This window comes from Caballeronia grimmiae (assembly GCF_000698555.1).
Classification (GTDB): Bacteria; Pseudomonadota; Gammaproteobacteria; order Burkholderiales; family Burkholderiaceae; genus Caballeronia; species Caballeronia grimmiae.
Window position 1 is genome coordinate 43,136 of sequence record NZ_JFHE01000013.1, and the last position, 22,867, is coordinate 66,002.

The 22,867-nt window shown below is 64.4% G+C and carries 22 protein-coding genes; 5 read left to right on the plus strand and 17 right to left on the minus strand.

The window, feature by feature from the left end; translation table 11 throughout:
• Nucleotides 1-8 precede the first annotated feature (8 nt).
• On the plus strand, nucleotides 9-407 hold the full coding sequence (locus tag BG57_RS15485; protein WP_035965936.1) for a RidA family protein: 399 nt from the start codon (nucleotides 9-11) through the stop codon (nucleotides 405-407).
• Nucleotides 408-640: 233 nt separating this feature from the next.
• On the opposite strand, the gene BG57_RS15495 is transcribed toward BG57_RS15485, so the two are convergent.
• Complete coding sequence (locus tag BG57_RS15495; protein ID WP_052005844.1) at nucleotides 641-1,318, minus strand: HAD family hydrolase; 678 nt, start codon at nucleotides 1,316-1,318, stop codon at nucleotides 641-643.
• A 291-nt stretch (nucleotides 1,319-1,609) separates the two neighbouring features.
• Between BG57_RS15495 and BG57_RS15500 the strand changes: the two genes are divergently transcribed.
• Nucleotides 1,610-2,890 (plus strand): MFS transporter, encoded by a 1,281-nt coding sequence (locus BG57_RS15500; RefSeq protein WP_035965942.1) that lies wholly within the window; start codon nucleotides 1,610-1,612, stop codon nucleotides 2,888-2,890.
• 70 nt (nucleotides 2,891-2,960) lie between these two features.
• Here the strand turns inward: BG57_RS15500 and kdpE are convergent, their stop codons facing one another.
• The 9 genes from kdpE to BG57_RS15545 form a co-directional block, all read right to left on the minus strand.
• Nucleotides 2,961-3,659, minus strand: a complete 699-nt coding sequence (gene kdpE, locus BG57_RS15505) for a two-component system response regulator KdpE (RefSeq protein ID WP_035965944.1) — start codon at nucleotides 3,657-3,659, stop codon at nucleotides 2,961-2,963.
• A gap of 82 nt (nucleotides 3,660-3,741) precedes the next feature.
• Nucleotides 3,742-6,534: a sensor histidine kinase gene (locus BG57_RS15510; RefSeq protein WP_035966097.1), complete on the minus strand. Its 2,793-nt coding sequence runs from the start codon at nucleotides 6,532-6,534 to the stop codon at nucleotides 3,742-3,744.
• Between the two features lie 29 nt (nucleotides 6,535-6,563).
• Nucleotides 6,564-7,139 (minus strand): potassium-transporting ATPase subunit KdpC, encoded by a 576-nt coding sequence (gene kdpC, locus BG57_RS15515; RefSeq protein ID WP_035965947.1) that lies wholly within the window; start codon nucleotides 7,137-7,139, stop codon nucleotides 6,564-6,566.
• A gap of 31 nt (nucleotides 7,140-7,170) precedes the next feature.
• The gene (gene kdpB / locus BG57_RS15520; protein ID WP_035966098.1) at nucleotides 7,171-9,255 is read right to left on the minus strand and encodes a potassium-transporting ATPase subunit KdpB; all 2,085 of its coding nucleotides are present in this window, start codon (nucleotides 9,253-9,255) and stop codon (nucleotides 7,171-7,173) included.
• A gap of 85 nt (nucleotides 9,256-9,340) precedes the next feature.
• Nucleotides 9,341-11,149 (minus strand): potassium-transporting ATPase subunit KdpA, encoded by a 1,809-nt coding sequence (gene kdpA / locus BG57_RS15525; RefSeq protein ID WP_035965949.1) that lies wholly within the window; start codon nucleotides 11,147-11,149, stop codon nucleotides 9,341-9,343.
• Complete coding sequence (kdpF, locus tag BG57_RS15530; protein WP_035965954.1) at nucleotides 11,146-11,241, minus strand: K(+)-transporting ATPase subunit F; 96 nt, start codon at nucleotides 11,239-11,241, stop codon at nucleotides 11,146-11,148. The genes kdpA and kdpF overlap by 4 nt, the downstream gene beginning before the upstream one ends.
• A 537-nt stretch (nucleotides 11,242-11,778) precedes the next feature.
• Nucleotides 11,779-12,423: a response regulator transcription factor gene (locus BG57_RS15535; RefSeq protein ID WP_035965957.1), complete on the minus strand. Its 645-nt coding sequence runs from the start codon at nucleotides 12,421-12,423 to the stop codon at nucleotides 11,779-11,781.
• Nucleotides 12,404-13,882, minus strand: a complete 1,479-nt coding sequence (locus BG57_RS15540; protein WP_479389481.1) for a sensor histidine kinase — start codon at nucleotides 13,880-13,882, stop codon at nucleotides 12,404-12,406. The genes BG57_RS15535 and BG57_RS15540 overlap by 20 nt, the downstream gene beginning before the upstream one ends.
• Nucleotides 13,883-13,981: 99 nt before the next feature.
• Nucleotides 13,982-14,368: a response regulator transcription factor gene (locus BG57_RS15545; protein ID WP_229753851.1), complete on the minus strand. Its 387-nt coding sequence runs from the start codon at nucleotides 14,366-14,368 to the stop codon at nucleotides 13,982-13,984.
• A gap of 433 nt (nucleotides 14,369-14,801) precedes the next feature.
• On the opposite strand from BG57_RS15545, the gene BG57_RS15550 reads away from it, so the two are divergent.
• Both BG57_RS15550 and BG57_RS15555 read left to right on the plus strand, forming a co-directional pair.
• Nucleotides 14,802-15,134 (plus strand): DUF4148 domain-containing protein, encoded by a 333-nt coding sequence (locus BG57_RS15550; protein ID WP_035966101.1) that lies wholly within the window; start codon nucleotides 14,802-14,804, stop codon nucleotides 15,132-15,134.
• A 70-nt stretch (nucleotides 15,135-15,204) separates the two neighbouring features.
• A complete protein-coding gene (locus tag BG57_RS15555; protein ID WP_035966102.1) occupies nucleotides 15,205-15,999 on the plus strand; it encodes an alpha/beta hydrolase in 795 nt (264 codons plus the stop codon).
• An 84-nt stretch (nucleotides 16,000-16,083) separates the two neighbouring features.
• Here BG57_RS15555 and BG57_RS15560 read toward each other — a convergent pair whose 3' ends face one another.
• Entirely contained in the window at nucleotides 16,084-17,331 is a 1,248-nt protein-coding gene (locus BG57_RS15560; RefSeq protein ID WP_035965960.1) for an NAD(P)/FAD-dependent oxidoreductase, read from the minus strand.
• 125 nt (nucleotides 17,332-17,456) lie between these two features.
• Between BG57_RS15560 and BG57_RS15565 the strand changes: the two genes are divergently transcribed.
• Complete coding sequence (locus tag BG57_RS15565; protein ID WP_035965964.1) at nucleotides 17,457-18,197, plus strand: class I SAM-dependent methyltransferase; 741 nt, start codon at nucleotides 17,457-17,459, stop codon at nucleotides 18,195-18,197.
• A gap of 59 nt (nucleotides 18,198-18,256) precedes the next feature.
• Here BG57_RS15565 and BG57_RS15570 read toward each other — a convergent pair whose 3' ends face one another.
• The 6 genes from BG57_RS15570 to BG57_RS15595 are packed head-to-tail and all read right to left on the minus strand — an operon-like array spanning nucleotide 18,257 to nucleotide 22,866.
• Nucleotides 18,257-18,691, minus strand: coding sequence for a YbjQ family protein (locus BG57_RS15570; RefSeq protein ID WP_035966104.1), 435 nt, complete (start codon nucleotides 18,689-18,691; stop codon nucleotides 18,257-18,259).
• Nucleotides 18,692-18,716: 25 nt separating this feature from the next.
• Nucleotides 18,717-19,142, minus strand: a complete 426-nt coding sequence (locus BG57_RS15575) for a hypothetical protein (protein WP_035965967.1) — start codon at nucleotides 19,140-19,142, stop codon at nucleotides 18,717-18,719.
• A gap of 19 nt (nucleotides 19,143-19,161) precedes the next feature.
• Nucleotides 19,162-20,430, minus strand: coding sequence for a beta-ketoacyl synthase N-terminal-like domain-containing protein (locus BG57_RS15580; protein WP_052005838.1), 1,269 nt, complete (start codon nucleotides 20,428-20,430; stop codon nucleotides 19,162-19,164).
• On the minus strand, nucleotides 20,427-21,653 hold the full coding sequence (locus tag BG57_RS15585) for a beta-ketoacyl-ACP synthase (RefSeq protein ID WP_035965970.1): 1,227 nt from the start codon (nucleotides 21,651-21,653) through the stop codon (nucleotides 20,427-20,429). The genes BG57_RS15580 and BG57_RS15585 overlap by 4 nt, the downstream gene beginning before the upstream one ends.
• Complete coding sequence (locus BG57_RS15590; protein ID WP_035965974.1) at nucleotides 21,653-22,378, minus strand: 3-ketoacyl-ACP reductase FabG2; 726 nt, start codon at nucleotides 22,376-22,378, stop codon at nucleotides 21,653-21,655. The genes BG57_RS15585 and BG57_RS15590 overlap by 1 nt, the downstream gene beginning before the upstream one ends.
• Nucleotides 22,375-22,866: a hotdog family protein gene (locus tag BG57_RS15595; RefSeq protein ID WP_052005845.1), complete on the minus strand. Its 492-nt coding sequence runs from the start codon at nucleotides 22,864-22,866 to the stop codon at nucleotides 22,375-22,377. Before BG57_RS15595 ends, BG57_RS15590 begins: the two co-directional genes overlap by 4 nt.
• Between the last annotated feature and the right edge of the window lies 1 nt (nucleotide 22,867).

The window sequence follows — 22,867 nt, forward strand, 5'->3', positions numbered from 1 at the left end:
ACGCCACGATGAACGAACGCAAAGCCATTGTCCCCGCAGGAATGGAAGCGGTGTACGACAAGATTCGCTACGCTCCGGCGGTGAAAGTCGGCAGCACGGTGTACGTTTCCGGTCAGATCGGCCGAGACGGAAACATGAAACTGGTGGAAGAACGCGAAGCGCAAATCGTGCAAGCCCTCGAGAACCTGAAGACCGTGCTCGAAGCGGCCGGCGCGACGCTCGGCGACATCGTCGAGGTCACCACTTTTCACACCGACATGCGCGATCTTCCGCTCTTCACGGAAGTCCGTGACCGATACCTGAATACACATCCACTGCCTGCATGGACGGCAGTGGGCGCGCATATGCTGGGCGGTGCTGCCGGTTACATCGTGGAAATAAAGGCCGTCGCTGTCATCGCTGAATGATGGCGGGTTATCGCCTGTTCAACGACCGGGAGCCGGTGCGCGTCGCCAATAAGAGACTCGCCATGTTGTTGCGATACATGCAGATCGAACACACCACGTGGCGCGCGTGGAGACGCTGCGCCGACGTGACGAAACTCACGCGCGCCGCGACTCCTGCGAAGTCCGCGTCAGATCGTCGATGATTCATCGCAGGCACCCTTCCGCTATGGGGGAGAAGGCTCGCGATAGTTCGGTTACCTGTCCATCTCCGGTAACTTCGACAGCGGGATTGCGTTCAAACCAAGCTCCGCCGCCAGTTCGTCCGGCGAACGCACGATGTGCGCTTCGGGCGGAAAGAGCGCGGCGGCAACGTCATCGACGGGCCAGCCGATTACCCGCATGTTGGCCGCGATCGCGCCGCCCGCACCGGTCGGGCTATCTTCGACAGCAACGACCTCTTCGGGCGCGAGACGCAGCAGCCACGCAGCGCGTTCGTACGGCTCCGGACTCGGCTTGCCGTGACGCACGTCATTGACGCTCACCGTGATGAGCGAAGGATCTTCGATGCCCAGCGAGCGCAGGTTCGCTTCGAGCAACATGCGCGACGCATTCGATACGATCGCCTGCGTCATGCCCGCCGCCTTCGCCTTGCGATACACCTCGAGCGCGCCGGGACGAGGCACGAGCCGTGGCGCGCCGTTCAGATACGCCCGCGCACGGAACGCCGACCATTCGCTGAAGTCGACCGACAGCCCGAAGCGTTCACGCACGAGCGCATGCACTTCGCGGCCGGTCTTGCCGAAGACGAGCGGATGCAGTTCATCGCCCGCTTCCACCCCGTGTTGCGCCAGCGCCTCGACGAGCGTGGCCAGATGCAGTGACTCGCTCTCGATGAGCGTGCCATCCATGTCCCACAGAATTGCCTTGATCAAAGCGTGATTATCCTTGTCGTGCGTGCGCTGCAGGCGCGTATGCGTCAAGCGCGTGGGTATATGCGTAGTCGAACGTGACGAGGGCGCTGACGGCATCGCCAGACGCGCGAATGGTCCGTTTGCGGTGTCCGAAAGACAGTGGAGCCTATCACGCCGCGCGCCTCACTATCGGCAACGAATCCGTTCCTGAAGATTATTTCCAGTCGATAATGCGCCTGAACGTCGGTGACGATTCCGCTCACGGAGCGCGCCACGTCTGTTCACATCACAATAGCAAAGAGGAGAGACTGAATGACCGATATACCGGGCTTCTCGCTCGAAAAGACCGCACCGAGCCATCGTGCGTGGCGAATCATCGTGGCTGCATCGATCGGCAATGCGCTCGAGTGGTTCGACCTGGTCATTTACGGATTCTTTGCCGTCACGATATCCAAGCTCTTTTTCCCCGCCGGCAGCGAGACTGTCTCCTTGCTGCTAACGCTAGGCACGTTCGGCGTCTCGTTCTTCATGCGCCCGCTCGGCGCGGTCGTGCTGGGCGTCTACGCGGACAAGGCGGGCAGAAAAGCCGCATTGACGCTGTCGATTCTCTTGATGATGATTGGCACCCTGCTTATCGCAGTCATGCCGACATACGCGACGATCGGCATCCTCGCGCCAGTCGGAATCGTCTTCGCTCGCATGATTCAAGGCTTCTCCGCCGGCGGCGAGTTCGGCAGCGCGACTGCATTTCTTGCCGAACACGGTGGTCAACGCCGTGGATTCTTTGCAAGCTGGCAAGCGGCCAGTCAGGGACTCACTACGCTGCTTGCAGCTTTGGCGGGAACGTGGCTCACCACGGCGCTCACGCCCGAGCAAGTCCTGAGCTGGGGATGGCGATTGCCGTTTCTCTTCGGGCTGTTCATCGGCCCCGTTGCGTACTACATCAGGCGGAACATCGACGAAACGCCCGAGTTCGTCAGCACAGGAACGGCGAAAACGCCGCTGGCCGATACCTTCACGGATCAAAGGCAGCGCCTCATATTGGCGATTGGAGCGGTGGTTCTGGGCACCGTAGCGACGTACCTGATCCTGTACATGCCCACGTATGCGGTGAAGCAACTGGGCTTGCCGGCATCCGCTGCGTTCACAGCCACCATCGCCACGGGCGTCATCCAGATGATCGGCGCGCCGTTCTTCGGCCACCTGTCCGACCGTATCGGCAGGACACGAATCATGATGGTGGCAGGCGTGTTCTTCCTCGTCTGCGCGTATCCCGTGTTTCGACTGCTGCACGACCACCCGACATTCGGAGCGTTAGTCGGGGTCCAGATTTTCTTCGGGGTCGCCAACGCCGCCTATTTCGGTGCGCTGCCCGCGTTGCTGAGCGACCTGTTCCCGACGAAGAACCGCACGACTGGCATGTCCGTCGGTTACAACGTGTCGGTCACGGTGTTCGGCGGCTTCGCTCCGTTCATCATCACGTCGCTCATCGGCTTGACGGGAAATCAGCTTGCGCCGAGTTTCTATCTCATCGCGGCGGCCATTGTCAGCTTGTTTGCGCTGATGCATATCAGGAAACTCGCGATGCAGTGAACGAAAGCTCTGTCCGGGCGGGCGCGATCGAGCGTCGCCCGGCTAGTCTGTCGTTTTGCGCCGGCATCCCTCACACCGCGCCGACCAGCCGGTATCCCACTCCCGTTTCCGTCACGATGTGCTCCGGCTGAGCGCCATCGCGCTCGAGTTTCTGGCGCAAGTGAGCCATGTAGATGCGCAGATAGTGCGGACTCTCCACATGCGATGGCCCCCAGACCTCCAGCAGCAGTTGCCGGTGCGTCAACACGCGGCCCGCATGACGCACGAGCGTGGCAAGCAGGCGATATTCGATCGGCGTCAGATGCACGCTGTTGCCCGCCCTGGTGACGCGGCGCATCGCGAGTTCGACGGTGACATCGCCGAACGTCACCGCCGCCGATTCCCTAGCGCCCGCCTGATCGCGCCGGCGCAAGTGAGCACGGATACGCGCCATCAATTCCGATACGCCGAAGGGCTTCGTCAGGTAATCGTCTGCGCCGGCATCGAGTGCGGCGACTTTCTGATCTTCCTGCGTGCGCGCCGACAATACGATGACCGGCACAGCGGTCCATGTGCGCAGTTCGCGGATCACGTCGATGCCGTCCATGTCCGGCAGGCCGAGATCCACTATCACGATATCCGGCTTGCGCGTTGCCGCTTCGACCAGACCTTGCTGCCCGGTTTCCGCCTCGTGGACCGTCATGCCATGTGCTTCGAGCGACACGCGCACGAAGCGGCGGATCTGCTTTTCGTCTTCGATCAGGATCGCAGTATTCGGGGATTCGGACATCGGGCGCTCGGAAAGTTGACGCGGTGACTCAATGGTGAGGCGTAATCGCAAGCGGGGCAATCGCGCTAATGCGTGCCGCTTTTTACGGGACCTGCGAGCGCGGCATCGCCTGTTGCCCGGTCGCGGCTCCAGTCAACGGCTGTTCCTCCGCGACATCCGGCGGCGTTGCGTTCGCGGGCAGCGTGAACCAGAACCTCGCGCCGCCCACCTGTTCTCCGGCCTCACGATTTTCCACGCCGATCTCGCCCCCGTGCGCTCCGACGATCGCGCGGCAGATCGCAAGGCCCAGACCGACGCCCGTTTGCGGCGACTCCTTCTCGCCGCGCGTGAACTTCTCGAAGAGCTGCGCCTGCGTTTCCATCGGGACGCCCGGCCCTTGATCGTCGACCCACACGCGCACCTGACGCCCGTCGGCAGTCTGTTCCGCTCTCGCGCCGATCTCGATGTCCGTGCCGTGCGGCGTGTATTTCGCCGCGTTCTCCAGCAGATTTACGAGCAGCCGGTCCATCAGGACCGCGTCGAGTTGCAGCCAGGGCAGTTCCGGCTCGATACTCACGCGGATACGCCGCCCTTCGAGCGTGCGCCGCATCGTGGCCAGCGCCGCGCCGATGATCTCTTCGAGCATGAACCATTGCCGGTTGAGCCGAACCGTTCCCGACTGCAGGCGCGCCATGTCGAGCAGGTTCGTGACGACGCTGCTCATGCGCAGCGCTTCCTCGTGAATCGACTGGACGATCTCCTGAGCATTTTGCGCTTGCATGCCCCCTGTCCGGCCTTGCTCTTCCAGCACGGACGCGAACCCGACTATCGACGTCAGCGGCGTGCGCAGATCGTGCGAAACCGCCGACAGCAGCGAGTTCCGCAGACGTTCCGACTCCATGCTGACCAGCGCATCCCGCGCGATCTCCACGTAATGGACGCGTTCGAGCGCAAGCGCGATCTGCGCGGCGAAAGTCTCGAGCATCCGGCGCTGCTCCGGTATGTCGAGATCGGACATGCGCTCGCTCACGAACGCGAGGACGCCGCGCGTGCGCAACGGCGCCCTGAGCGGAAGATAGAGCGCATCGGCGGCAGGCAAAGTGTCGGTGCCGGAGCCGGCCGGCTTTTGCTGATCGTAGACCCATTGCGCGACGGCCAGATCGACGCTCGATGCATCGAGCATGACGTCTTTGTCCGGGTCGATTACTTTCTGCTGGACCTTCTCGGCGCTGTCGGGAAGAAGAATGAGCGTCTTCGCGTGAAAGACGTCCGCGATGTGCCGCATGGCGATCTCGATGATCTGCTCGGTCATCAGCGCAGCGGCAAGCTCTCGGGTCATCGCGTACATCGCGCCGGTGCGCCGTTCGCGCAGCGATGCGACGCGCGCCTCGCGCCGCAGACTCGACGTCAAATGGCTGATCGTGAGCGACGTCAGCAGCATGACCGCGAAGGTCAGCAGGTACTGCGTGTCGCTCACAGTGAACGACATCACCGGCGCGACGAAGAAATAATCGAAAGCAGCGACCGACACGAACGACAGCAACACGCCCGGCCCGCGCCCCAGCCGCACCGCAGCGAATATCACGCCCAGCAGATAGAGCATCACCAGATTCGTCAGCGCGAACTGATGAGAGGCGAGCACGCTTGCGACGAGCGAAATGCCCGCACCGATCGCGAGAGCGAAACCATAGGCGCGCGGCGGCGAACGCATGTCCTTCTGAAGCGCGGCGAACGAACGCGACGGCTGCGGCTGGCCTTCGCGGATGCCCGCCGGCACCAGCGTCACGTCGATATCCGCGGCCTGCCGGACGATGCGTTCGCTCACGGATCGCGTGAAATAGCGCCGCCAGCCTTGCGTCGATGACACGCCCGCCACCAGCTTCGACACGTTGCGCATGCGCGCATAGTCGATGAGCGTGGTGGCGGCATCGGCGCCCGCGAGCGTGACCGTTTCCGCGCCGAGTTCGGAGGCGAGCTTGAGGGCATCGAGCGTGCGGGCGCGCGCATCGTCGGAAAGCCGCTCAAGCGCGGGCGTCTCGACATAGACCGCGAGCCAGTCGGACTTCAGCGCGGCTGCAAGACGCGCCGCCGTGCGGACCAGCGCCGCGCTTTGCGGCCCCGGCCCCACGCAGGCGATCAGCCGTTCGCGTGCGCGCCAGATTCGTTCGATCGACCGGTCGGCGCGGTACTCACGCATCTGTCCATCGACACGGTCCGCCGTGCGGCGCAAGGCGAGTTCGCGCAGCGCGATCAGATTGCCCTTGCGGAAGAAGTTGCGCACCGCGCTCTCGGCCTGTGTCGGCATATACACCTTGCCGTTGCGCAGGCGGTCCAGCAGTTCCTCGGGCGGCAGATCGACGAGCGTCACTTCGTCAGCGCGATCGAACACGCGATCAGGCACCGTCTCCCACACGCGAATGCCGGTGATGCGCCCGACCACGTCGTTCATGCTTTCCAGATGCTGCACGTTGACGGTCGTATACACGTCGATGCCCGCGTCCAGCAGTTCTTGCACGTCCTGCCAGCGTTTCGTGTGACGCGCGCCCTTGACGTTCGTATGCGCGAGCTCGTCGACGAGCAGCAGTTGCGGTTTGCGCGCGAGGGCGGCGTCGAGATCGAACTCCGTCAGCACCTTTCCGCGATAGTCGATGCGCGCAAGCGGCAAGGTTTCGAGGCCGTCGAGCAGCGCAAGCGTTTCCTGGCGGCCATGCGTTTCGACCACGCCGACGACGACATCGCGCCCGTCAGCCTGCGCCCGGCGCGCGGCCTGCAGCATCGCGTAGGTCTTGCCCACGCCCGCCGATGCGCCGAAGAACAGTTTCAGGCGCCCGCGCCGGCGCTCTTGCTCTTCGCGCTGGAGCTTGTCGAGCAAGTCATCGGGATCGGGGCGGGTCATCGTCATGGCTTGTGATGGTCAAGGTGCGTTCACGGTCTGGCGGCATCCAGCGCAAGATTGAGCTTTAGCACATTCACCCGTGGCTCGCCAATGATCCCGAACTGGCGTCCCGCCGTGGCTTGCGCGACGAGCGCCTCGACCTCGGGCACGGTCATGCCGCGCGCCTTCGCCACCCGCGTCACCTGATACGCCGCCGCAGCCGGACTGATGTCGGGATCGAGGCCGCTGCCGGACGAAGTGACGAGATCGACGGGCGGCGGCGTCGCGTTGTCGGGATCGGCGGCGCGCAGCGCATCGATGCGGGCCTTCATCTCGCTGGCGAGCGCCGGATTGGTCGGGCCGAGGTTGGAGCCGCCCGAACTGCCCGCGTTGTACGGATTCGGCGTCGTCGCCGAGAGCCGCCCCCAGAAGTATCGCGGCGCGTCGAACTGCTGTCCGATGATTTCCGAGCCGGCCGTCTTGCCGTCGCGCTCGATGAGGCTGCCGTTGGCCTGATGCGCGAATGCGGCCTGGCTGATCGCGGTGACGACTGCGGGATAAATCAGCCCGGTCACGACTGTCAGCGCGAGGAACAGTACCAGCGCCGGACGAAGAAGGCTTTTCATGATGTCGCTATCCTTTGAAGTGATGCCCGGCTCAATGCCAGCCGAGCGCCGAAATGGCCATGTCGATCAGCTTGATGAACGGGAACGGCAGGACGATCCCGCCCAGCCCGTAGACCAGCAGGTTCCGGCGCAACAGCGACGCCGCCCCCAGCGCGCGATACTTCACGCCCTTTAGCGCAAGCGGAATCAGGAACACGATGATGAGCGCGTTGAAGATCACCGCCGACAGAATCGCCGACGACGGCGACGCGAGATGCATCACGTCGAGCATGCGCAATTGCGGATAGGTCGTCGCGAACGCCGCCGGGATGATCGCGAAGTACTTGGCCACGTCGTTGGCGATGGAGAACGTCGTCAGCGCGCCGCGCGTCATCAACATCTGCTTGCCGATCTCGACGATCTCTATCAGCTTCGTCGGGTTCGAATCCAGATCGACCATGTTGCCCGCTTCCTTCGCGGCCTGTGTGCCGGTATTCATCGCCACCGCGACATCGGCCTGTGCGAGCGCGGGGGCGTCGTTGGTGCCGTCGCCGGTCATCGCGACGAGCCGCCCTTCCGACTGATGCGCGCGGATCGTGGCGAGCTTGGTCTCGGGCGTGGCCTCCGCGAGAAAGCCGTCCACGCCCGCTTCCGCCGCGATGGCCGCTGCGGTCAGGCCGTTGTCGCCGGTGACCATCACCGTCTTGATGCCCATCTTGCGCAGCTCGGCGAAACGCTCGCGGATGCCGCCCTTCACGATGTCCTTCAGTTCGATCACACCCAGCGCGCGCGCTTTGCCTTCGCTGTGCTCGGCTACCACCAGCGGCGTGCTGCCGCGACGCGCCACGTCATCGACCGCATGCTGCACTTCCTGCGGGAAGCGCCCGCCATGCTGCTCGACGTATTTCTTCACGGCATCGGCCGCGCCCTTGCGGATTTCGCGGTCCGGCGCGCCGGAGAACGCCTTGCCGGGCGACAGATCGACGCCGCTCATGCGCGTCTGCGCGGTGAACGCGAGAAACGTCGCGTGAAGCGTCGCCATGTCGCGCTCGCGAATGCCGAACTTCTGCTTCGCCAGCACGACGATGCTGCGGCCTTCCGGCGTTTCGTCCGCGAGCGACGCAAGCTGGGCCGCGTCCGCGAGATCGCGTTCGTCCACGCCCGGCGCGGCGGTGAACGCCGACGCCTGGCGATTGCCCAGCGTGATCGTGCCGGTCTTGTCGAGCAGCAGCACATCGACGTCGCCCGCGGCTTCCACCGCGCGGCCCGAGGTGGCGATCACGTTCGCCTGCATCATGCGGCTCATGCCCGCGACGCCGATCGCCGACAGCAGCCCGCCGATCGTCGTCGGGATGAGGCAGACGAGCAGCGCGACCAGCGCCGTGATCGTCACGACATGCCCTTGCCCCGCCGCCTCAACCGAGAACATCGAGAACGGCAGCAGCGTGGCCGTCGCGAGTAGCAGCACGAGGGTCAGCGCGACCAGCAGGATCGTCAGCGCGATCTCGTTGGGCGTCTTTTGCCGCTTCGCGCCTTCGACCATCGCGATCATGCGGTCGAGAAACGCTTCGCCGGGATTCACCGTGACGCGCACGACGATCCAGTCGGACAGCACGCGCGTGCCGCCCGTCACCGAGGAGAAGTCGCCGCCCGACTCGCGGATGACCGGCGCAGACTCGCCGGTAATCGCGGATTCGTCGACGGAAGCGACACCCTCGATGACATCGCCATCGGCGGGAATCACGTCGCCCGATTCGACCAGCACGACATCGCCCTTGACCAGGTCGGTCGATGTCGTAATGCGGATGGGCGACTTCGGATGCGGCTCGTTCAGCTTCTTCGCCATGACGTTGTGCTTGGCGCTGCGCAGCGACGCGGCCTGCGCCTTCGAGCGCCCTTCCGCGAGCGCCTCGGCGAAGTTGGCGAAAAGCACCGTGAACCAGAGCCACAGCGCGATCGCCAGGATGAAACCGGCGGACGACTCCGCCTGGCCGGCGAGCGCGGCGATCCACAACACGGTGGTCAGGATGCTGCCCACGTACACGCAGAACATGACGGGGTTGCGCAACTGCGTGCGCGGGGCGAGCTTCCGGAACGAATCGACGATCGCCGGCTTCAGCAGCGCCGGATCGAACATCGAAAGAGCGGCCGTCCGCACGCGCCCCGATTGGCCGGGAGCGTGCAGCGGCGTTTGCGTCTGTTGAGTCATGCTGTCCTCGAAATCAGTGGCCGTGGACCATCGTGATGTGCTCGACGATCGGTCCGAGCGCGAGCGCGGGAATGTAGGTCAGCGCGCCGACCAGAAGCAGCGTGCCGAGCAGCAGCACCACGAACAGCGGTCCATGCGTGGGCAGCGTGCCCGCTGTGACCGCGAGGCGCTTCTTGGCCGCGAGCGACCCTGCGATGGCGAGAATCGGAATGAGCGTGCCGAAGCGTCCGAACCACATCGCGATGCCGAGCAGCACGTTGTAGAAAGGCGTGTTCACCGAGAGACCGGCAAACGCGCTGCCGTTGTTGTTGGCCGCGGAGCTGAACGCATACAGCACTTCGGAGAAACCGTGTGCGCCGGGATTGGCGATGCCGGCCTTCCCCGCCGCCGTCAGCACGGCGATGGACGTCCCCGCCAGCACCAGCAGCGGCGTCAGCAGAATCACGATGGACACCATCTTCATCTCGAACGACTCGACCTTCTTGCCGACGTACTCGGGCGTGCGGCCGATCATCAGTCCGGCGACGAACACCGCGAGCAGGGCGAATGCGAGCATGCCGTAAAGACCCGAGCCGACGCCGCCGAAAATCACCTCGCCGAGCTGGATCAGCAGCATCGGCACGAGGCCGCCGAGCGGCGTGAGCGAATCGTGCATGCCGTTGACCGCGCCGCACGAAGCGGCCGTCGTCGCCACCGTGAAGATGCCCGACTGCGCGATGCCGAAGCGCGTCTCCTTGCCTTCCATGTTGCCGCCCGCCTGCAGCGCGGACGCCTGGGTATCGACCTTGAGCGATGCATAGACGGGATTGCCGGCCTGCTCCGACGCGATCTCGCTTCCGCAAGCCACGGCGAACGCGATGGTCATCGCCGCGAGCACCGCGTAGCCTTGCCGCGCGTCGCCGACCGTGCGCCCGAACACGACGCATAGCGCAGCCGGGATGATCAGCATGGCGAGCATCTGCAGGAAGTTGGAGAGCGGCGTCGGGTTCTCGAACGGATGCGCCGAGTTCGCATTGAAGAAGCCGCCGCCGTTGGTGCCGAGCATCTTGATGGCTTCCTGCGATGCGACCGGGCCCATCGGCAAGGTCTGCTTGTCGACCTTGATGTCCTGCATCACCGGGCTGCCCGCCGCGTCCTTCATCGCGTGACCCTCGGCGTCCGTCTGCGGCGCCTGATACGTGGTGACTTGCAGCGTCGGCACGTCCTGATAGGCCCTGAAGTTCTGAATCGCCCCCTGGCTCACGAAAACGAGCGCGAAGATCACCGCAAGCGGCGCGAGGATAAAGAGCGTGGTGCGTGTGAGATCGACCCAGAAGTTGCCGATGGTCTGCATGCCGTGACGCTTGAAGCCGCGTATCAGCGCAGTCACGACCGCGATGCCGGTGGCCGCCGAGACGAAGTTCTGCACGGTCAGCCCGAGCATCTGCGCCAGATAGCCGAGCGTGCTTTCGCCGCCGTAGTCCTGCCAGTTCGTGTTGGTAACGAAGCTCACGGCGGTATTGAACGCCGCATCGGGCGTCATGCCGGCCATTCCCTGCGGATTCGCCGGCAGCATGCCTTGCAGACGCAGGATGCCGTAGAGCACCAGCGCGCCGAGCACATTGAACAGCATCACGGCGAGCGCATAGTGTTTCCACGACATTTCGACGCCGGGATCGACGCCGGCAAGCCGATACAACAGCGACTCCAAGGGGCGGCTGAACTTGCGCACGACGACCGATGATCCGTCGAGCACGCTGGCCATGTAGCGTCCAAGAGGAATCGCCAGGCCGATCAGCGCGACGATGAACACGGTCATCTGCACTATCGCATTGGTGCTCATTCGAGGTCCTCCGCACGAAGCAGCGCGTACACGAGGTACGCGAAAAGCAGCAGCGCGGAGGCGCTTGCCAGCCAGATCATCCACGCGTTCATGGATGGCCTCCTGTCGTGCGGCGGCTCAATCGCTCGCAGCCGCTCGTGAGTGCCGCGCACAGTCCCCAGACGAGGACGATGCCGGCGAGGTAGAGCAAGTCCATTGCCGTGTTCTCCTTCGAAGCAGTTCAAGACAGGCTGGAGCGTACGAGAAGGGGCGTAAAGGACTTGAGAAGAGATGAAGCGGAGATATAAAAATCGTGTAAACGGACTCGATGGCCGTTGTGGAAGCGATATGTTTGGTGCGTTTGGAGTCGGACTGAGATCTGCTGGCGATGCAGCAAGTCGCACGTGACGCGAGCGCGTCAATGCAACGTGCGCGTTGGCGATTGGTTATGCTCGCGCGCTATGAGCGGCCGCTGCTGGCCTATTCGCGCCGCCTTACGCCTACGTATTGCGCTGAGTCTTAGGGCATAGATTGCGAGCACGCGCCAGTGCATCTGCTTCGCGCTGGCGGCGAACAGTAGCACGCGGCGTACCGGGCGATTGATCGACGACAGCAGCGGGCTGCATCCCGCAATGACGCCCCGCATCCCGTCAACCCTGATTCGGCCCGACGCCCAACGCCTCCGCCTTGCGAACCAGATCCGCAAGCGACCGGGCCTGCATTTTCTTCATCGCCTGTCCGCGATGAATCTTGACCGTGATCTCACTGAGGTTCATTTCGGACGCGATCTGCTTGTTCATCATTCCCGCCACGACGAACGCCATCACTTCGCGTTCGCGCGGCGTCAGCGATCCGTAGCACACCCGCAGATCGGCGACGGAGCGCCGCGACTTGCGCCGTTCTTCGTCGCGGGCGAGCGCGTTGGCGACGGCATCGAGCATGTCCTGGTCGCGAAACGGCTTGGCGAGAAAGTCCTGCGCGCCGGCCTTCATCGCCTTGACCGTCATCGCGATATCGCCGTGCGCGGTCATGAAAACAATCGGCACGCCCAGTTCGCTCGCCGCGATCTGCTCCTGCACCGCCAGCCCGCTTTGCCCTCTCAGGCGCACGTCGAGGATCAGACAGCTCGGCACGTCCGGCATCTCGCACGCGAGAAACTCTTGCGCCGATGCGAAGGTCCGCACGTCGAGTCCCACGGAACGCAATAACATGCCGACGGCATCGCGCATGGAGTCGTCATCGTCGACGACGTAGACCATCGCGTTGCTCGCGGCGTTATCCAGCCGGCTGCTCATCACATGTCTCCCTATCGACGGGCAGAATGAACTGCAACGACGCACCGCCTTGCGCGGCGCCTTCCGCCCAGATGCGGCCGCCATGCGCCTCGACGATCGACCGGCAGATCGAAAGCCCCATGCCCATGCCATCCGCCTTGGTCGTGAAGAAGGCGTTGAATATGCGCCCCGCGCTTTCCTCGCCGATGCCCGGACCCGAATCCTCGACGATCACATGCGCATGATTATCGTCGAACATTCGCGTGGCAATGTGCAGGCGCCGCGGCGCGTTCTGGCCAGCCATCGCCTGCGTGCCGTTCATGATGACGTTGATGAGCACCTGCTGCAACTGGACCCGATCGCCGCATACCGCAGGCGATGGCTCCGCAAGCTGCACACGCACCGCCACGCTGTGACGGTCGAGTTCGCCGCGCACCAGTTCGAGCGCCTCTTCGACGGTTCCGTTCAGCGCGAACCTCGCGGCGGGCCCCTCGTGTTTCTTCGCCATCGCGCGGATGCGCTGGATCACGTCGCTCGCGCGTTTCGCATCGCGGATCATCTGCGTGATCGACTGCTTCGCTTCCGCGAGATCCGGCTGCGGCCGGTTCAGCCAGCGCAACGCCGCATCGCCGCATGTGACGATGGCCGCGATCGGCTGCGTCGTTTCATGCGCGATCGACGCCGCCAGTTCGCCGAGCATCGAGATGCGCGTTACGTGCGCGAGCTCCGCCGTCGAGCGCGCGAGCGCTTCCTGCGCAAGCGTCGTCTCGGTGATATCCATCAGCGCGCCGGCATACTCCAGCTCGCCGCTTCGCTGCACCACATGTGCGACGTAGTGCACGTGCTTGATGGCGCCGTCGGGCATCCGCAGCCGATGTTCGACGTCGATCACCGGCGCACCGCCCTTCTCGTTTTCGTATGCGTTGCGCACGAGCGCGAGATCGTCGGGATGCGTGCGCGCGAGAATCGCGTCGATGGATGGCGTCACGTCGCGCGTGTAATCGAAGATGCGATAGGCCTCGTCGGACCACCACATCGTGCCTTCGGGCAAACGCGTGGCGATGCTCGCGGTGCGGCTCAGGCGCTGCGCATCGAGCAGAAACGCTTCGGTGCGTTCGAGCGCCCGTTCCGCCTGCTTACGCTCCTCGACTTGCTCGCGCAGGTCGGCCGTCGCGGTCTGGTTCCTCAACGCGAGATAGGAAGTCGTCGCGATCGCGAGCAGGCTCACCGCGCAACGGGCGATCGCGCCGGTCGACACCGAGTCGTCGTGAGAGAGGGCGAAGCCCGCGAGCGTCAGGAGCACGCAGCCCCATGCCGCGCAGACCGTTGCCGTGCGCCCGCCCGACGACGCGACGAGCAGCACGACGACCACGTAAAACACGGCGATCGCGATGTCGAGCGGCGTGAGCGCGTCGATCAGAAAAACCGTGAGAGCAAGAGCGCCGGCGAGCGCCCATGCGATTCGCACCTCGGGGCGCAAGGGACTGACAGACTCGTTTGGTTGGCCGCGCGAATCGGCCGGACTAAGCGGTTTATGCATGGGCAGTCGAAATGGCGTTGGCTTGACGGATGCGTGCGCTCACTGGGCGCCGGGATCGAACGTTCGCTGCAACGTACTCAGGCATTCGGACACGACGGCGCCGTCCACCGGCTTGCCGAGAAAGCATAGCGCGCCGCCGTCGAGCGCCTGCCTGCGCACCGCATCCGATGCGAACGCGGTGATGAAGATGATCGGCAACGCGAGACCCAGCTCGCGCAGCCTCTGCTGCAACTGCAAGCCGGTCATGCCGGGCATCTGCACGTCGCTGATGATGCACGCAACTTGGTCGAAATGCCCGGATTCCAGAAATGATTCCGCAGACGGGTACAGATGCACTTCCCAGCCGAGCGAGCGCAGCAGGCTCGACGTGGCGGCGCGAACGGATTCGTCGTCGTCGATGACTGAGACCAGGAAAGGGAAGGTCAAGCGCGTGTCCTCGATCATAGGCTGTCGGCGCGGTCCGGTCATGCGGGTCCGCTCGTGTGATGCCATCTTAGCGAGGGTGGCGAGCGCCGAAAATCATATGTGCGTATAGGTCGTGCGCCGCCCCGAGCGCGGTTCATACCTTGGTATGACGGCGTCATGCGGCCGGCCTATGGCGGCTGGCCTTGCGTTCGATGAGCGTCATCCGCGCGCCTGTCGAATGCATGCCCGGTCATCCGAAAGTACACGCGAAACCAACGCCAGCGTGCCTGCTCGCGCGCCTTCGTACGATGGGCCGGCCAGCCACGCCCGACTACATTTCACTCACGGCTGCATCGATGACACGGTCAGCCGCACGAAGCACCGCCTGATGCACTGCATACAGGCGCTTCAGAGCCGCATCCCGGTCATTCAATCCATCCAAGGAGTGTCAATCATGAAGAAGATCCTCGTTTCCCTCGCTGTTGCCGTCAGCGCCCTCGCCGCGCCCGCTTTGAGCTTCGCACAGTCGAATGGTCCCCTCACCCGCGCCGAGGTCCGCGCGGATCTGGTGCGCGTCGAGCAAGCGGGTTACAACCCGGCGGTTGCGAGCGATCCGCACTATCCCGACGACATCCAGGCCGCCGAAGCGAAAATCGCCGCCGAACAAACGAACGGCGGTTTCGGCGGCGTGCAGCAGCGCACGTCGTCGGGTGCGCCGGCGCGCACGTCGATGCAATCGACCTGCGTCGGACCGGCTGACTTCTGCACGCCCTACTTCGGCAGTTGATCGTCGCGGCCGGGCGGCCTGGCCCGCCCGCCGCTTTTTCAAGCGCTTGTATCCGTTGACGGAGTGTCTCGTGAAATCTCTCTCGCATGCCGCCATCGCGCTCGCGGTTGCCGCTGGTTTTGCTTCATCCGCGCTCGCCGCCGCGCCGGTTTCCGCGCCTTCATCTGCGCCGGTCAGGAATATCGTTCTCGTCCACGGCGCGTGGGTCGATGGCTCCGGCTGGAAGCCGGTCTACGACATCCTCGTGAAGGACGGGTATCACGTCAGCGTGGTGCAGGAACCGTTGACGTCCCTTGCCGGCGATGTGGCGGCCGCCCGCCGCGTGCTCGACGCGCAGGACGGCCCGACGATACTCGTCGGTCATAGTTATGGCGGCTCGGTGATTACCGAAGCCGGCGTGCATCCGAACGTCGTCGGGCTGGTTTATGTCGCGGCGCACGCGCCCGCCGTCGGTGAGGACGAAAGCGCGCTCGGCAAACGCATGCCGAGTTATACGTCGATGCAATCCGGCGCCATCGAGAAAACCGCCGATGGCTACACGTACCTCAATCCCGCTGTATTCCCGAAAGACTTCGCGGCCGATCTTGCACCGGCCAAAGCCAGGTTCGAAGCACATGCGCAGATGCCGACGGCCGCGGATGTGTTCTCGACGCCGTTGACCGCTGCGGCGTGGACGTCGAAGCCGAGCTGGGGCATCGTCGCGGGTGGCGACAAGATCATCAATCCCGATCTCGAACGCTGGTATTACGAGCGGGCGCATAGCCACACGACCGTGATTCCGGGCGCGAGTCATTCCGTGTACGAGTCGCGTCCGCGGCAGGTAGCAGCAGTCATCGAGGACGCGGCGCGGCACGCGCAGCCTTGAACATGACATCCGCTAAAGCAGCGGACTCATGCAGCGGCAATCGTCCGCGCCGCATCGAATGATGCGAGCGGCGGACGAGCGTCGTCAGCCTCGCTGCATGCACGCTTCATGCAGGGTGTCGAGCCGACGCGCGGCATCGGCGACGTAGGGATTCGTTTCGTCCCACGCATAACCGGCCAGCACGGAGCTGACCATGCGTCGGATGACCGGCGTCTGATCCGGCGCAAAGATGATGTCCGGCAGCTTGCCCGAATACCAGCGCTCCACGAACGCACGGAACGTATCGATGCCTTTGCGCAAAGGCGCGTCGTATTCCTTGTTCCAGTCGATGACATCGCCATTCAGTTGACGCTTGAGCGCCTGAACCGCCAGATGCGCGGACCGCAAAGCGATCGTCACGCCCGACGAGAACACCGGATCGAGAAACTCGCCCGCATTGCCGAGCAGCGCATAGCCCGCGCCATGCAGTTTCTCGACGTTCGCCGAGTAACCGCCGATATGCCGAACCGGCATCAGGAAAGGCGCATTGCCGATCAACCGGTTCAGGTTGGGCTCACTCTGGATCAGCGAGCGGAGCTTCTGCTCGCGCTCGGCTTCGTCCACGTCCAGAAACGCCGCTTGCGCCACGCATCCCACGGACGACCGCCCGTTCGCCAGCGGAATCATCCAGTACCACACGTCGCGATGCTCGGGATGCACCGCCACCGTGATCTTGTTGCGATCGTGAGCTTCGACCGGAATGCCGTCGCGCACATGCGTGAAGATGGCGGCGCGCGTCGGCATGCGCGTCGGCGCTTCGAGGTTCAGGAGGCGCGGCAGCACGCGGCCGAAACCGCTCGCGTCGAGTACGAAGCGCGCGTGAACCTGATACTGCGCACCGGCCTCGTCGACGACATCGAGCACGGGCGCATCGCCCGTTTTCATGGCGAGCACGGTATGCCCGAAGCGGACGTCCGCGCCCTGTTCGGCCGCGCAGCGAATCAGCAGATCGTCGAACACCGCGCGCTCGACCTGATACGTCGTGCCCCATCCTTCCGAGTGCTTGTCTCGGAAGTCGTAGGCCGACGCCTTATCCCGATACACGAATTGCGCGCCATTCTTGTACTGAAAGCCCGCTTCCACGACTGCGCGCAGCATCCCCGCTTCTTCCAGATACGCCATGCTTTGCGGCAACAGGCTCTCGCCGATCGAAAAACGCGGGAAAAGCTGGCGTTCGAGCACGAGCACCGAGCGACCCGCTTTTCGCAACAGCGCGGCAGCCACCGCACCCGATGGCCCCGCGCCGATGATGGCTACATCGACGTTTGTCTTCACCGAACTTTCTTGACTCATTTCAAATTTCCTCGCTGCACACGGCAACGTATTGCGAACAAGACACATGATTCACGCACCAGCGATTACAATCACACGCGGACCATGCATCAAAACTTCAAGACACTTCTATACCGAATCCAATCGTGCAGTTCACCGAATCATCCAATGTGCCGTTCGTGCCCGAGACTTCTTTCGGCGTCTGGTTCTTACGCACGCACACGTGGGAACATCATGTTCTGCGTGTCGCGATCGACGACCTCAAACGCCTCATCGACGCTCCGTTGCCCGCCGCGCCCGTGATCGTCGATGTCGGCTGCGGTCAGGGCATTTCGTTCCGTCTGCTTGCGCAAGCGTTCAAGCCGCAGCGCATCGTGGGCATCGACTTCCACGAGCCATCGCTCGCGCTTGCGGCCAAATCTGCGCAGGCCTGCGCGCATCGTCCGGAAACCGCGGCGACGAAGATCGAACTGCTTCACGGCGACTGCGCGAACCTGCCGCTGCCGGACGCAAGCGCCGACGTCGTCTTCTGTCACCAGACGTTTCATCACCTCGTCGAACAGGAACGCGCGCTCGCCGAGTTCCGCCGCGTGCTCAAGCCGGGCGGCGTGCTGATGTTCGCGGAATCGACGGATGCGTACATCAAGTCGTGGGTCATCCGGCTGCTGTTTCGTCATCCGATGCAAGTGCAAAAGAGTGCCGACGGCTATCTCGACATGATCCGCAAGGGCGGCTTCGACTTCGGGCCGCACAACGTCTCCCTGCCGTATCTGTGGTGGAGCCGCGCGAAAGACTTCGGGCTGCTGGAGCGCATCGGCCTCTACGTGCCGAAGCCCGGCAAGCGGCGTGAAACGCTCGTCAACGTCGTCGCGCGAAAAACCGCCTGAGCAGCGCACGGGTTAAGGCGGCGCGTGCATCGAGGCACGCGCCGCTTCGCGCTTCAACCTCAGTCTTTCAGCTTCACCACTTCACCTTTCAACGCGACGCCTGCAACCACAGCGCCCGCGCCGCACGTGAACTGGGTCGCGCTCTCGCGCTCCACGTTCTCGTAGTTGCTCTTGATATTGATGACCGCGTTGCCGCCTTCCTTGCGTGCGCGCTCCTGCAATTCCCTTACAGCCGAGAGGAATACGTGCTGGCACGCGTCCTCGTCGCTCTTGCCGAACGCGTTGGTCTTCTTGTTGGTCGCGAATTCGCCGAGCGATTTCACGACCCGCGGATGCGCTTGCCCCGCGAAATACAGCGGAATGTCCTTGCCGACCTTGTCGGGTTCGCTAACCAGAGCGGGCGCGACAGGATAGGTCCTGATCGTATTGCGCGCGAACGCTTGCGACGAGAAGAGCGCTGCAACGGCTGCCGCACAAATGAAAAGACGCTTCATGGTGGTCATGTTCCCGGTGATTTGATTATTCGACGTCCAGCTTCACGACATGACCGCGCACGGCAAGCGTCGATCCGTTGTTGCTCGCGCCACAGACGAACTCGTTCGCTGACGTGGTCTGCGTGTGCTGAAAGCGCGTCGTGACATTGATGACCGCATCGGCATGCTGCTCGCGTGCATAGTCGCGCAACTGGTCGAGCGCCTTGCCGAGCGCGATATTGCAGGTCGCTTCCTGACCGTCCATCGTGCGGGCCACGCGCACCGCTGCTTCCTTGCTGCCGAACATCGTCTTGACGTTCGCGTGCTTCTGATCGCCGAAATACACCGCGACGTCGTTCGGCTTTTGCGTCTGCAGCGCGGCAGGCATCGGCAGCGAGCGGATTTTCGTTGTGCAGCCGGCTTGCGTGATCAGCACGCCGGCCATCATCGCGAGGACGATTCTTGTTTTCATAGTGCGGTTTCGCTTCTGGTTATTGCAAGGGATGCGCCCGTGATTCTCCGACGGGCAACGGCTGAAACTTTTCGAACACGAGGCTCGCGGAACTGCCGCCGAAGCCGAACGACACCGACATCGCGCGCCCGATTTGCGCCTCGCGTGTCTCGCGCACGAGCGGCATGCGCTCGGCAAGCGGTTCGAACGCGCTACGCTCTCCCGTTGCCGCGATGAACCCGTCGCGCATCATCAGCAACGTGTAGATCGCCTCGTGCACGCCGCTCGCGCCGAGCGGATGCCCGGTCAGTCCTTTCGTCGACGAAAACGGCGGTACGTCCGCGCCGAACACCGACTGCAACGCGCGCAGTTCTTCCGCGTCGCCGAGCGGCGTCGAAGGGGCGTGCGTGTTGATGTAGCCGGGCAACGCGCCCGCTTCGTCGAGCGCCATGCGCATTGCACGCGCGATGCCGTCCGCATGCGGCGACACCATGCCCGCGCCATCCGTGCTTTGCCCGAAACCCGTGAGTTCCGCGTAGATGCGCGCGCCGCGTGCGAGCGCATGATCGAGCGCTTCAAGCACCAGCACGCCCGCACCCGAACCGATCACAAAACCGTCGCGGGCGGTGTCGTAAGGACGCGAGGCTTGCCGCGGCGTATCGTTGAAGCCGCGCGACAACGCGTGCATCGCGTCGAACATCAGCGTCATGTTGTCGTGCAGCGCTTCGCTGCCGCCCGCGAGCACGATCTGCTGGCGTCCCGTCTGAACCAGTTGCATCGCCTGCCCGATGGCGAGCGCGGATGTCGTGCATGCCGACGATGGCGAATACGCGACGCCCTCGATGCCGAACGCCTGCGCGACATTCGCGGACGCGGTGCTGCTCATCGCCTTGGGAACCGTGTACGGCGGCGTTCTTTCGATGCCGCGCGTCACTGCGATGCCCATCGCCGCGTCGTATTCGGCCATCGCGCCGACGCCCGAGCCGATCACCGCACCGGCTTTCGGCCAGCGCAGCATGTCGTCGCCGAGCCGCGCATCGTCGATGGCCTTGCGTGCAGCGTGACACGCGAAGCGCGCGGTCTCGCCCATGAAGCGTTCCAGCTTGCGATCGAAGGGCGGCTCATTCGCCACCGACGCCACCGCCGCCACCTGCGAACCGAATCCGCGCTCGCGCCACGCGTCGATGCGCGTTAGGCCCGAGCGCCCCGCCTTCAACGCGGCGCTCACTGTATCGAGCGTATTGCCGAGACACGAAACGATGCCCATGCCCGTGACGACGACGCGCTGCATGCCTTGCGCCTTAATCATCGGACGCGCCGGAAGATGAGCGACGTATTGATGCCGCCGAACGCGAAGTTGTTGCTCATCACGTATTCGGCGTCGATCGCGCGTGCCTCGCCCGTGATGTAATCGAGCGGCGCACACGCGGCGTCGACTTCGGTGAGATTGAGTGTCGGCGCGTACCAGTTGCGCTTCATCATCTCGATGGTCCACCACGCTTCGAGCGCGCCGCATGCGCCGAGCGTGTGTCCGACGTAGCTTTTGAGCGAGCTGATCGGCACGCGCTCGCCGAACGTCTGCGCGGTTGCGTGACTCTCCGCGACGTCGCCGCGATCCGTCGACGTGCCGTGCGCGTTCACATAGGCAATGGCTCGCGGATCGAGCCGCGCGTCTTGCAACGCGAGCTGCATGGCGCGCGCCATCGTGCTCGCGGTCGGCTGCGTCATGTGCGCGCCGTCCGAGTTGCAGCCGAATCCGGCGATCTCCGCGTGGATCGTCGCGCCGCGCGCCACGGCGTGCTCGTACTCTTCGAGGACCAGCGTCGCCGCGCCTTCACCGACGACGAGACCGTCGCGCCTGGCATCGAACGGACGCGGCGTGAGACCCGGCTCGTCGTTGCGCGTGCTCGTCGCATAGAGCGTGTCGAACACGGCGACGGCCGGACCCGACAACTCTTCGGCGCCGCCCGCGAGCATCATCGTCTGCTTGCCCGACGCGATGGCTTCATACGCGAAGCCGATCGCCTGACTGCCCGACGCGCACGCGGACGAGGTCGGCAGAATGCGGCCCTTCAGGTCCCAGAAGAGGCCGACGTTCACGGCAGTCGTGTGCGGCATCATCTGCACGTAGCTGTTCGATGTGACATCGGTCATCGAACCGGTTCGGAGCATCGTGCCGAACGCGCGGATCGGCTCGACCGAGCCGGACGACGATCCATACGCGACACCCATGCGTCCGTCGCTGATGGACGTGTCGCCCGTCAAGCCCGCGTCCGCCAGCGCCAGTTCGCTCGCGCGCACCGCGTACATCGACACGATGCCCATCGACCGTGTCTTCTTGCGCGGCCACTCGGAGGGCTGCTCGAAGGCGGGCAGCGGACACGCGAGGCGCGTATGAAGCCCTGCGAAGAAGTCCCATTCCGGCATGCGGCGCACCGCGTTGCGGCCGCTCTTGAGCGCGGCTTCGATTTCATCCCAGCAATTGCCGAGCGCCGTGACGCCGCCCATCCCCGTAACGACGACGCGCTTCATCAGATCATCCCGCCGTTCACGCCGATCACCTGGCGCGTCACATAGGAAGCCGCATCCGACATCAGGAAGCTGACGACGGCGGCCACTTCGCCCGGCTGGCCGACGCGATTCATCGGCACCGTCTTCAGCGCATGATCGACGGAAACGTCGTCGAGCATGCCCGTTTCGATCAGCCCCGGCGCCACGCAGTTCGCCGTGATGTTGCGCGATGCGAGTTCAACGGCGAGCGCCTTGGTCGCGCCGATCAAGCCGGCTTTCGCCGCGCTGTAGTTCACCTGTCCGCGATTGCCGATCACGCCCGACACCGACGCGATCGTCACGATGCGGCCGCCCTGCTTCGCGCGCACCATCGGCATGGTCAGCGGATGGATCACGTTGTAGAACGCGTCGAGACCCGTTTCGATCACGACGTCCCAGTCGTCGTCGGTCAATGCGGGAAACGCGGCATCGCGCGTCACGCCCGCGCTGCACACGATGCCGTAATACGCGCCGTGCGCGGCGACATCGGCTTCGAGCGCCTCACGGCACGCGGCGCGGTCGCGCACGTCGAATTGCACGACGCGCGCCGAGCCGCCCTGCGCGGCGATGCCCGCCGTCACCGCTTCAGCTTCGGCGCGTCCGGTGCGGCAATGCACGGTGACCGCGAAGCCGTCGGCGGCCAGTTGATACGCAATCGCCCGGCCAATGCCGCGGCTTGCGCCAGTTACGAGGACTCGCCGGCTCATGAACTGATGCTCCCTTCGATGAATGTCTGAAAATCGCGTGGCTGAAAGACCTTGATGACGGCCTGCGCGTAACGCTCGCCGTCGTGCTCGATCGCGCATTCGTACGCGCCGTGCCCCTCTTCGCTGCGCAGCACTTCTTCCACACGGATGGTGAGCCGCGCATCGCGCGCAAACGTGCTGACATCGGCCGTATAGCTGCGCGTGCCGAGCAGCACGCCGGGACGCGCACGGCCGCCGGCACGCATCGCGATCAGCGCGACGTGCGCGGCCACGGCCTGCGCCATCAGCTCGATGCCGATCCACGCGGGCATCGCGCCGTGTTCGTCGGCGTACCACGCGTCGGCGCGCACGGTCGCAAGCGCGGTGAGCGCAGCGTCGCTGCACGCGGCCACTTCGTCCACGAGCAGCATCGTGCCGCGATGAGGAATGATCGTTTCGATCGGCGCAAACGCGCCGCCGTGTTCGTCGATGTAGGTGTGTCCGGTCATC

What these genes read in the sequence shown, in the direction of transcription:
- BG57_RS15485 (WP_035965936.1), top strand. Translation starts at nt 9, where the DNA reads ATGAACGAACGCAAAGCCATTGTCCCCGCAGGAATGGAAGCGGTGTAC.
- BG57_RS15500 (WP_035965942.1), top strand. Translation starts at nt 1,610, where the DNA reads ATGACCGATATACCGGGCTTCTCGCTCGAAAAGACCGCACCGAGCCAT.
- kdpE (WP_035965944.1), bottom strand. Translation starts at nt 3,659, where the DNA reads ATGTCCGAATCCCCGAATACTGCGATCCTGATCGAAGACGAAAAGCAG.
- BG57_RS15510 (WP_035966097.1), bottom strand. Translation starts at nt 6,534, where the DNA reads ATGACCCGCCCCGATCCCGATGACTTGCTCGACAAGCTCCAGCGCGAA.
- kdpC (WP_035965947.1), bottom strand. Translation starts at nt 7,139, where the DNA reads ATGAAAAGCCTTCTTCGTCCGGCGCTGGTACTGTTCCTCGCGCTGACA.
- kdpB (WP_035966098.1), bottom strand. Translation starts at nt 9,255, where the DNA reads ATGTTCGATCCGGCGCTGCTGAAGCCGGCGATCGTCGATTCGTTCCGG.
- kdpA (WP_035965949.1), bottom strand. Translation starts at nt 11,149, where the DNA reads ATGAGCACCAATGCGATAGTGCAGATGACCGTGTTCATCGTCGCGCTG.
- kdpF (WP_035965954.1), bottom strand. Translation starts at nt 11,241, where the DNA reads ATGAACGCGTGGATGATCTGGCTGGCAAGCGCCTCCGCGCTGCTGCTT.
- BG57_RS15535 (WP_035965957.1), bottom strand. Translation starts at nt 12,423, where the DNA reads ATGAGCAGCCGGCTGGATAACGCCGCGAGCAACGCGATGGTCTACGTC.
- BG57_RS15550 (WP_035966101.1), top strand. Translation starts at nt 14,802, where the DNA reads ATGAAGAAGATCCTCGTTTCCCTCGCTGTTGCCGTCAGCGCCCTCGCC.
- BG57_RS15560 (WP_035965960.1), bottom strand. Translation starts at nt 17,331, where the DNA reads ATGAGTCAAGAAAGTTCGGTGAAGACAAACGTCGATGTAGCCATCATC.
- BG57_RS15570 (WP_035966104.1), bottom strand. Translation starts at nt 18,691, where the DNA reads ATGAAGCGTCTTTTCATTTGTGCGGCAGCCGTTGCAGCGCTCTTCTCG.
- BG57_RS15575 (WP_035965967.1), bottom strand. Translation starts at nt 19,142, where the DNA reads ATGAAAACAAGAATCGTCCTCGCGATGATGGCCGGCGTGCTGATCACG.
- BG57_RS15580 (WP_052005838.1), bottom strand. Translation starts at nt 20,430, where the DNA reads ATGATTAAGGCGCAAGGCATGCAGCGCGTCGTCGTCACGGGCATGGGC.
- BG57_RS15585 (WP_035965970.1), bottom strand. Translation starts at nt 21,653, where the DNA reads ATGAAGCGCGTCGTCGTTACGGGGATGGGCGGCGTCACGGCGCTCGGC.
- BG57_RS15590 (WP_035965974.1), bottom strand. Translation starts at nt 22,378, where the DNA reads ATGAGCCGGCGAGTCCTCGTAACTGGCGCAAGCCGCGGCATTGGCCGG.
- BG57_RS15595 (WP_052005845.1), bottom strand. Translation starts at nt 22,866, where the DNA reads ATGACCGGACACACCTACATCGACGAACACGGCGGCGCGTTTGCGCCG.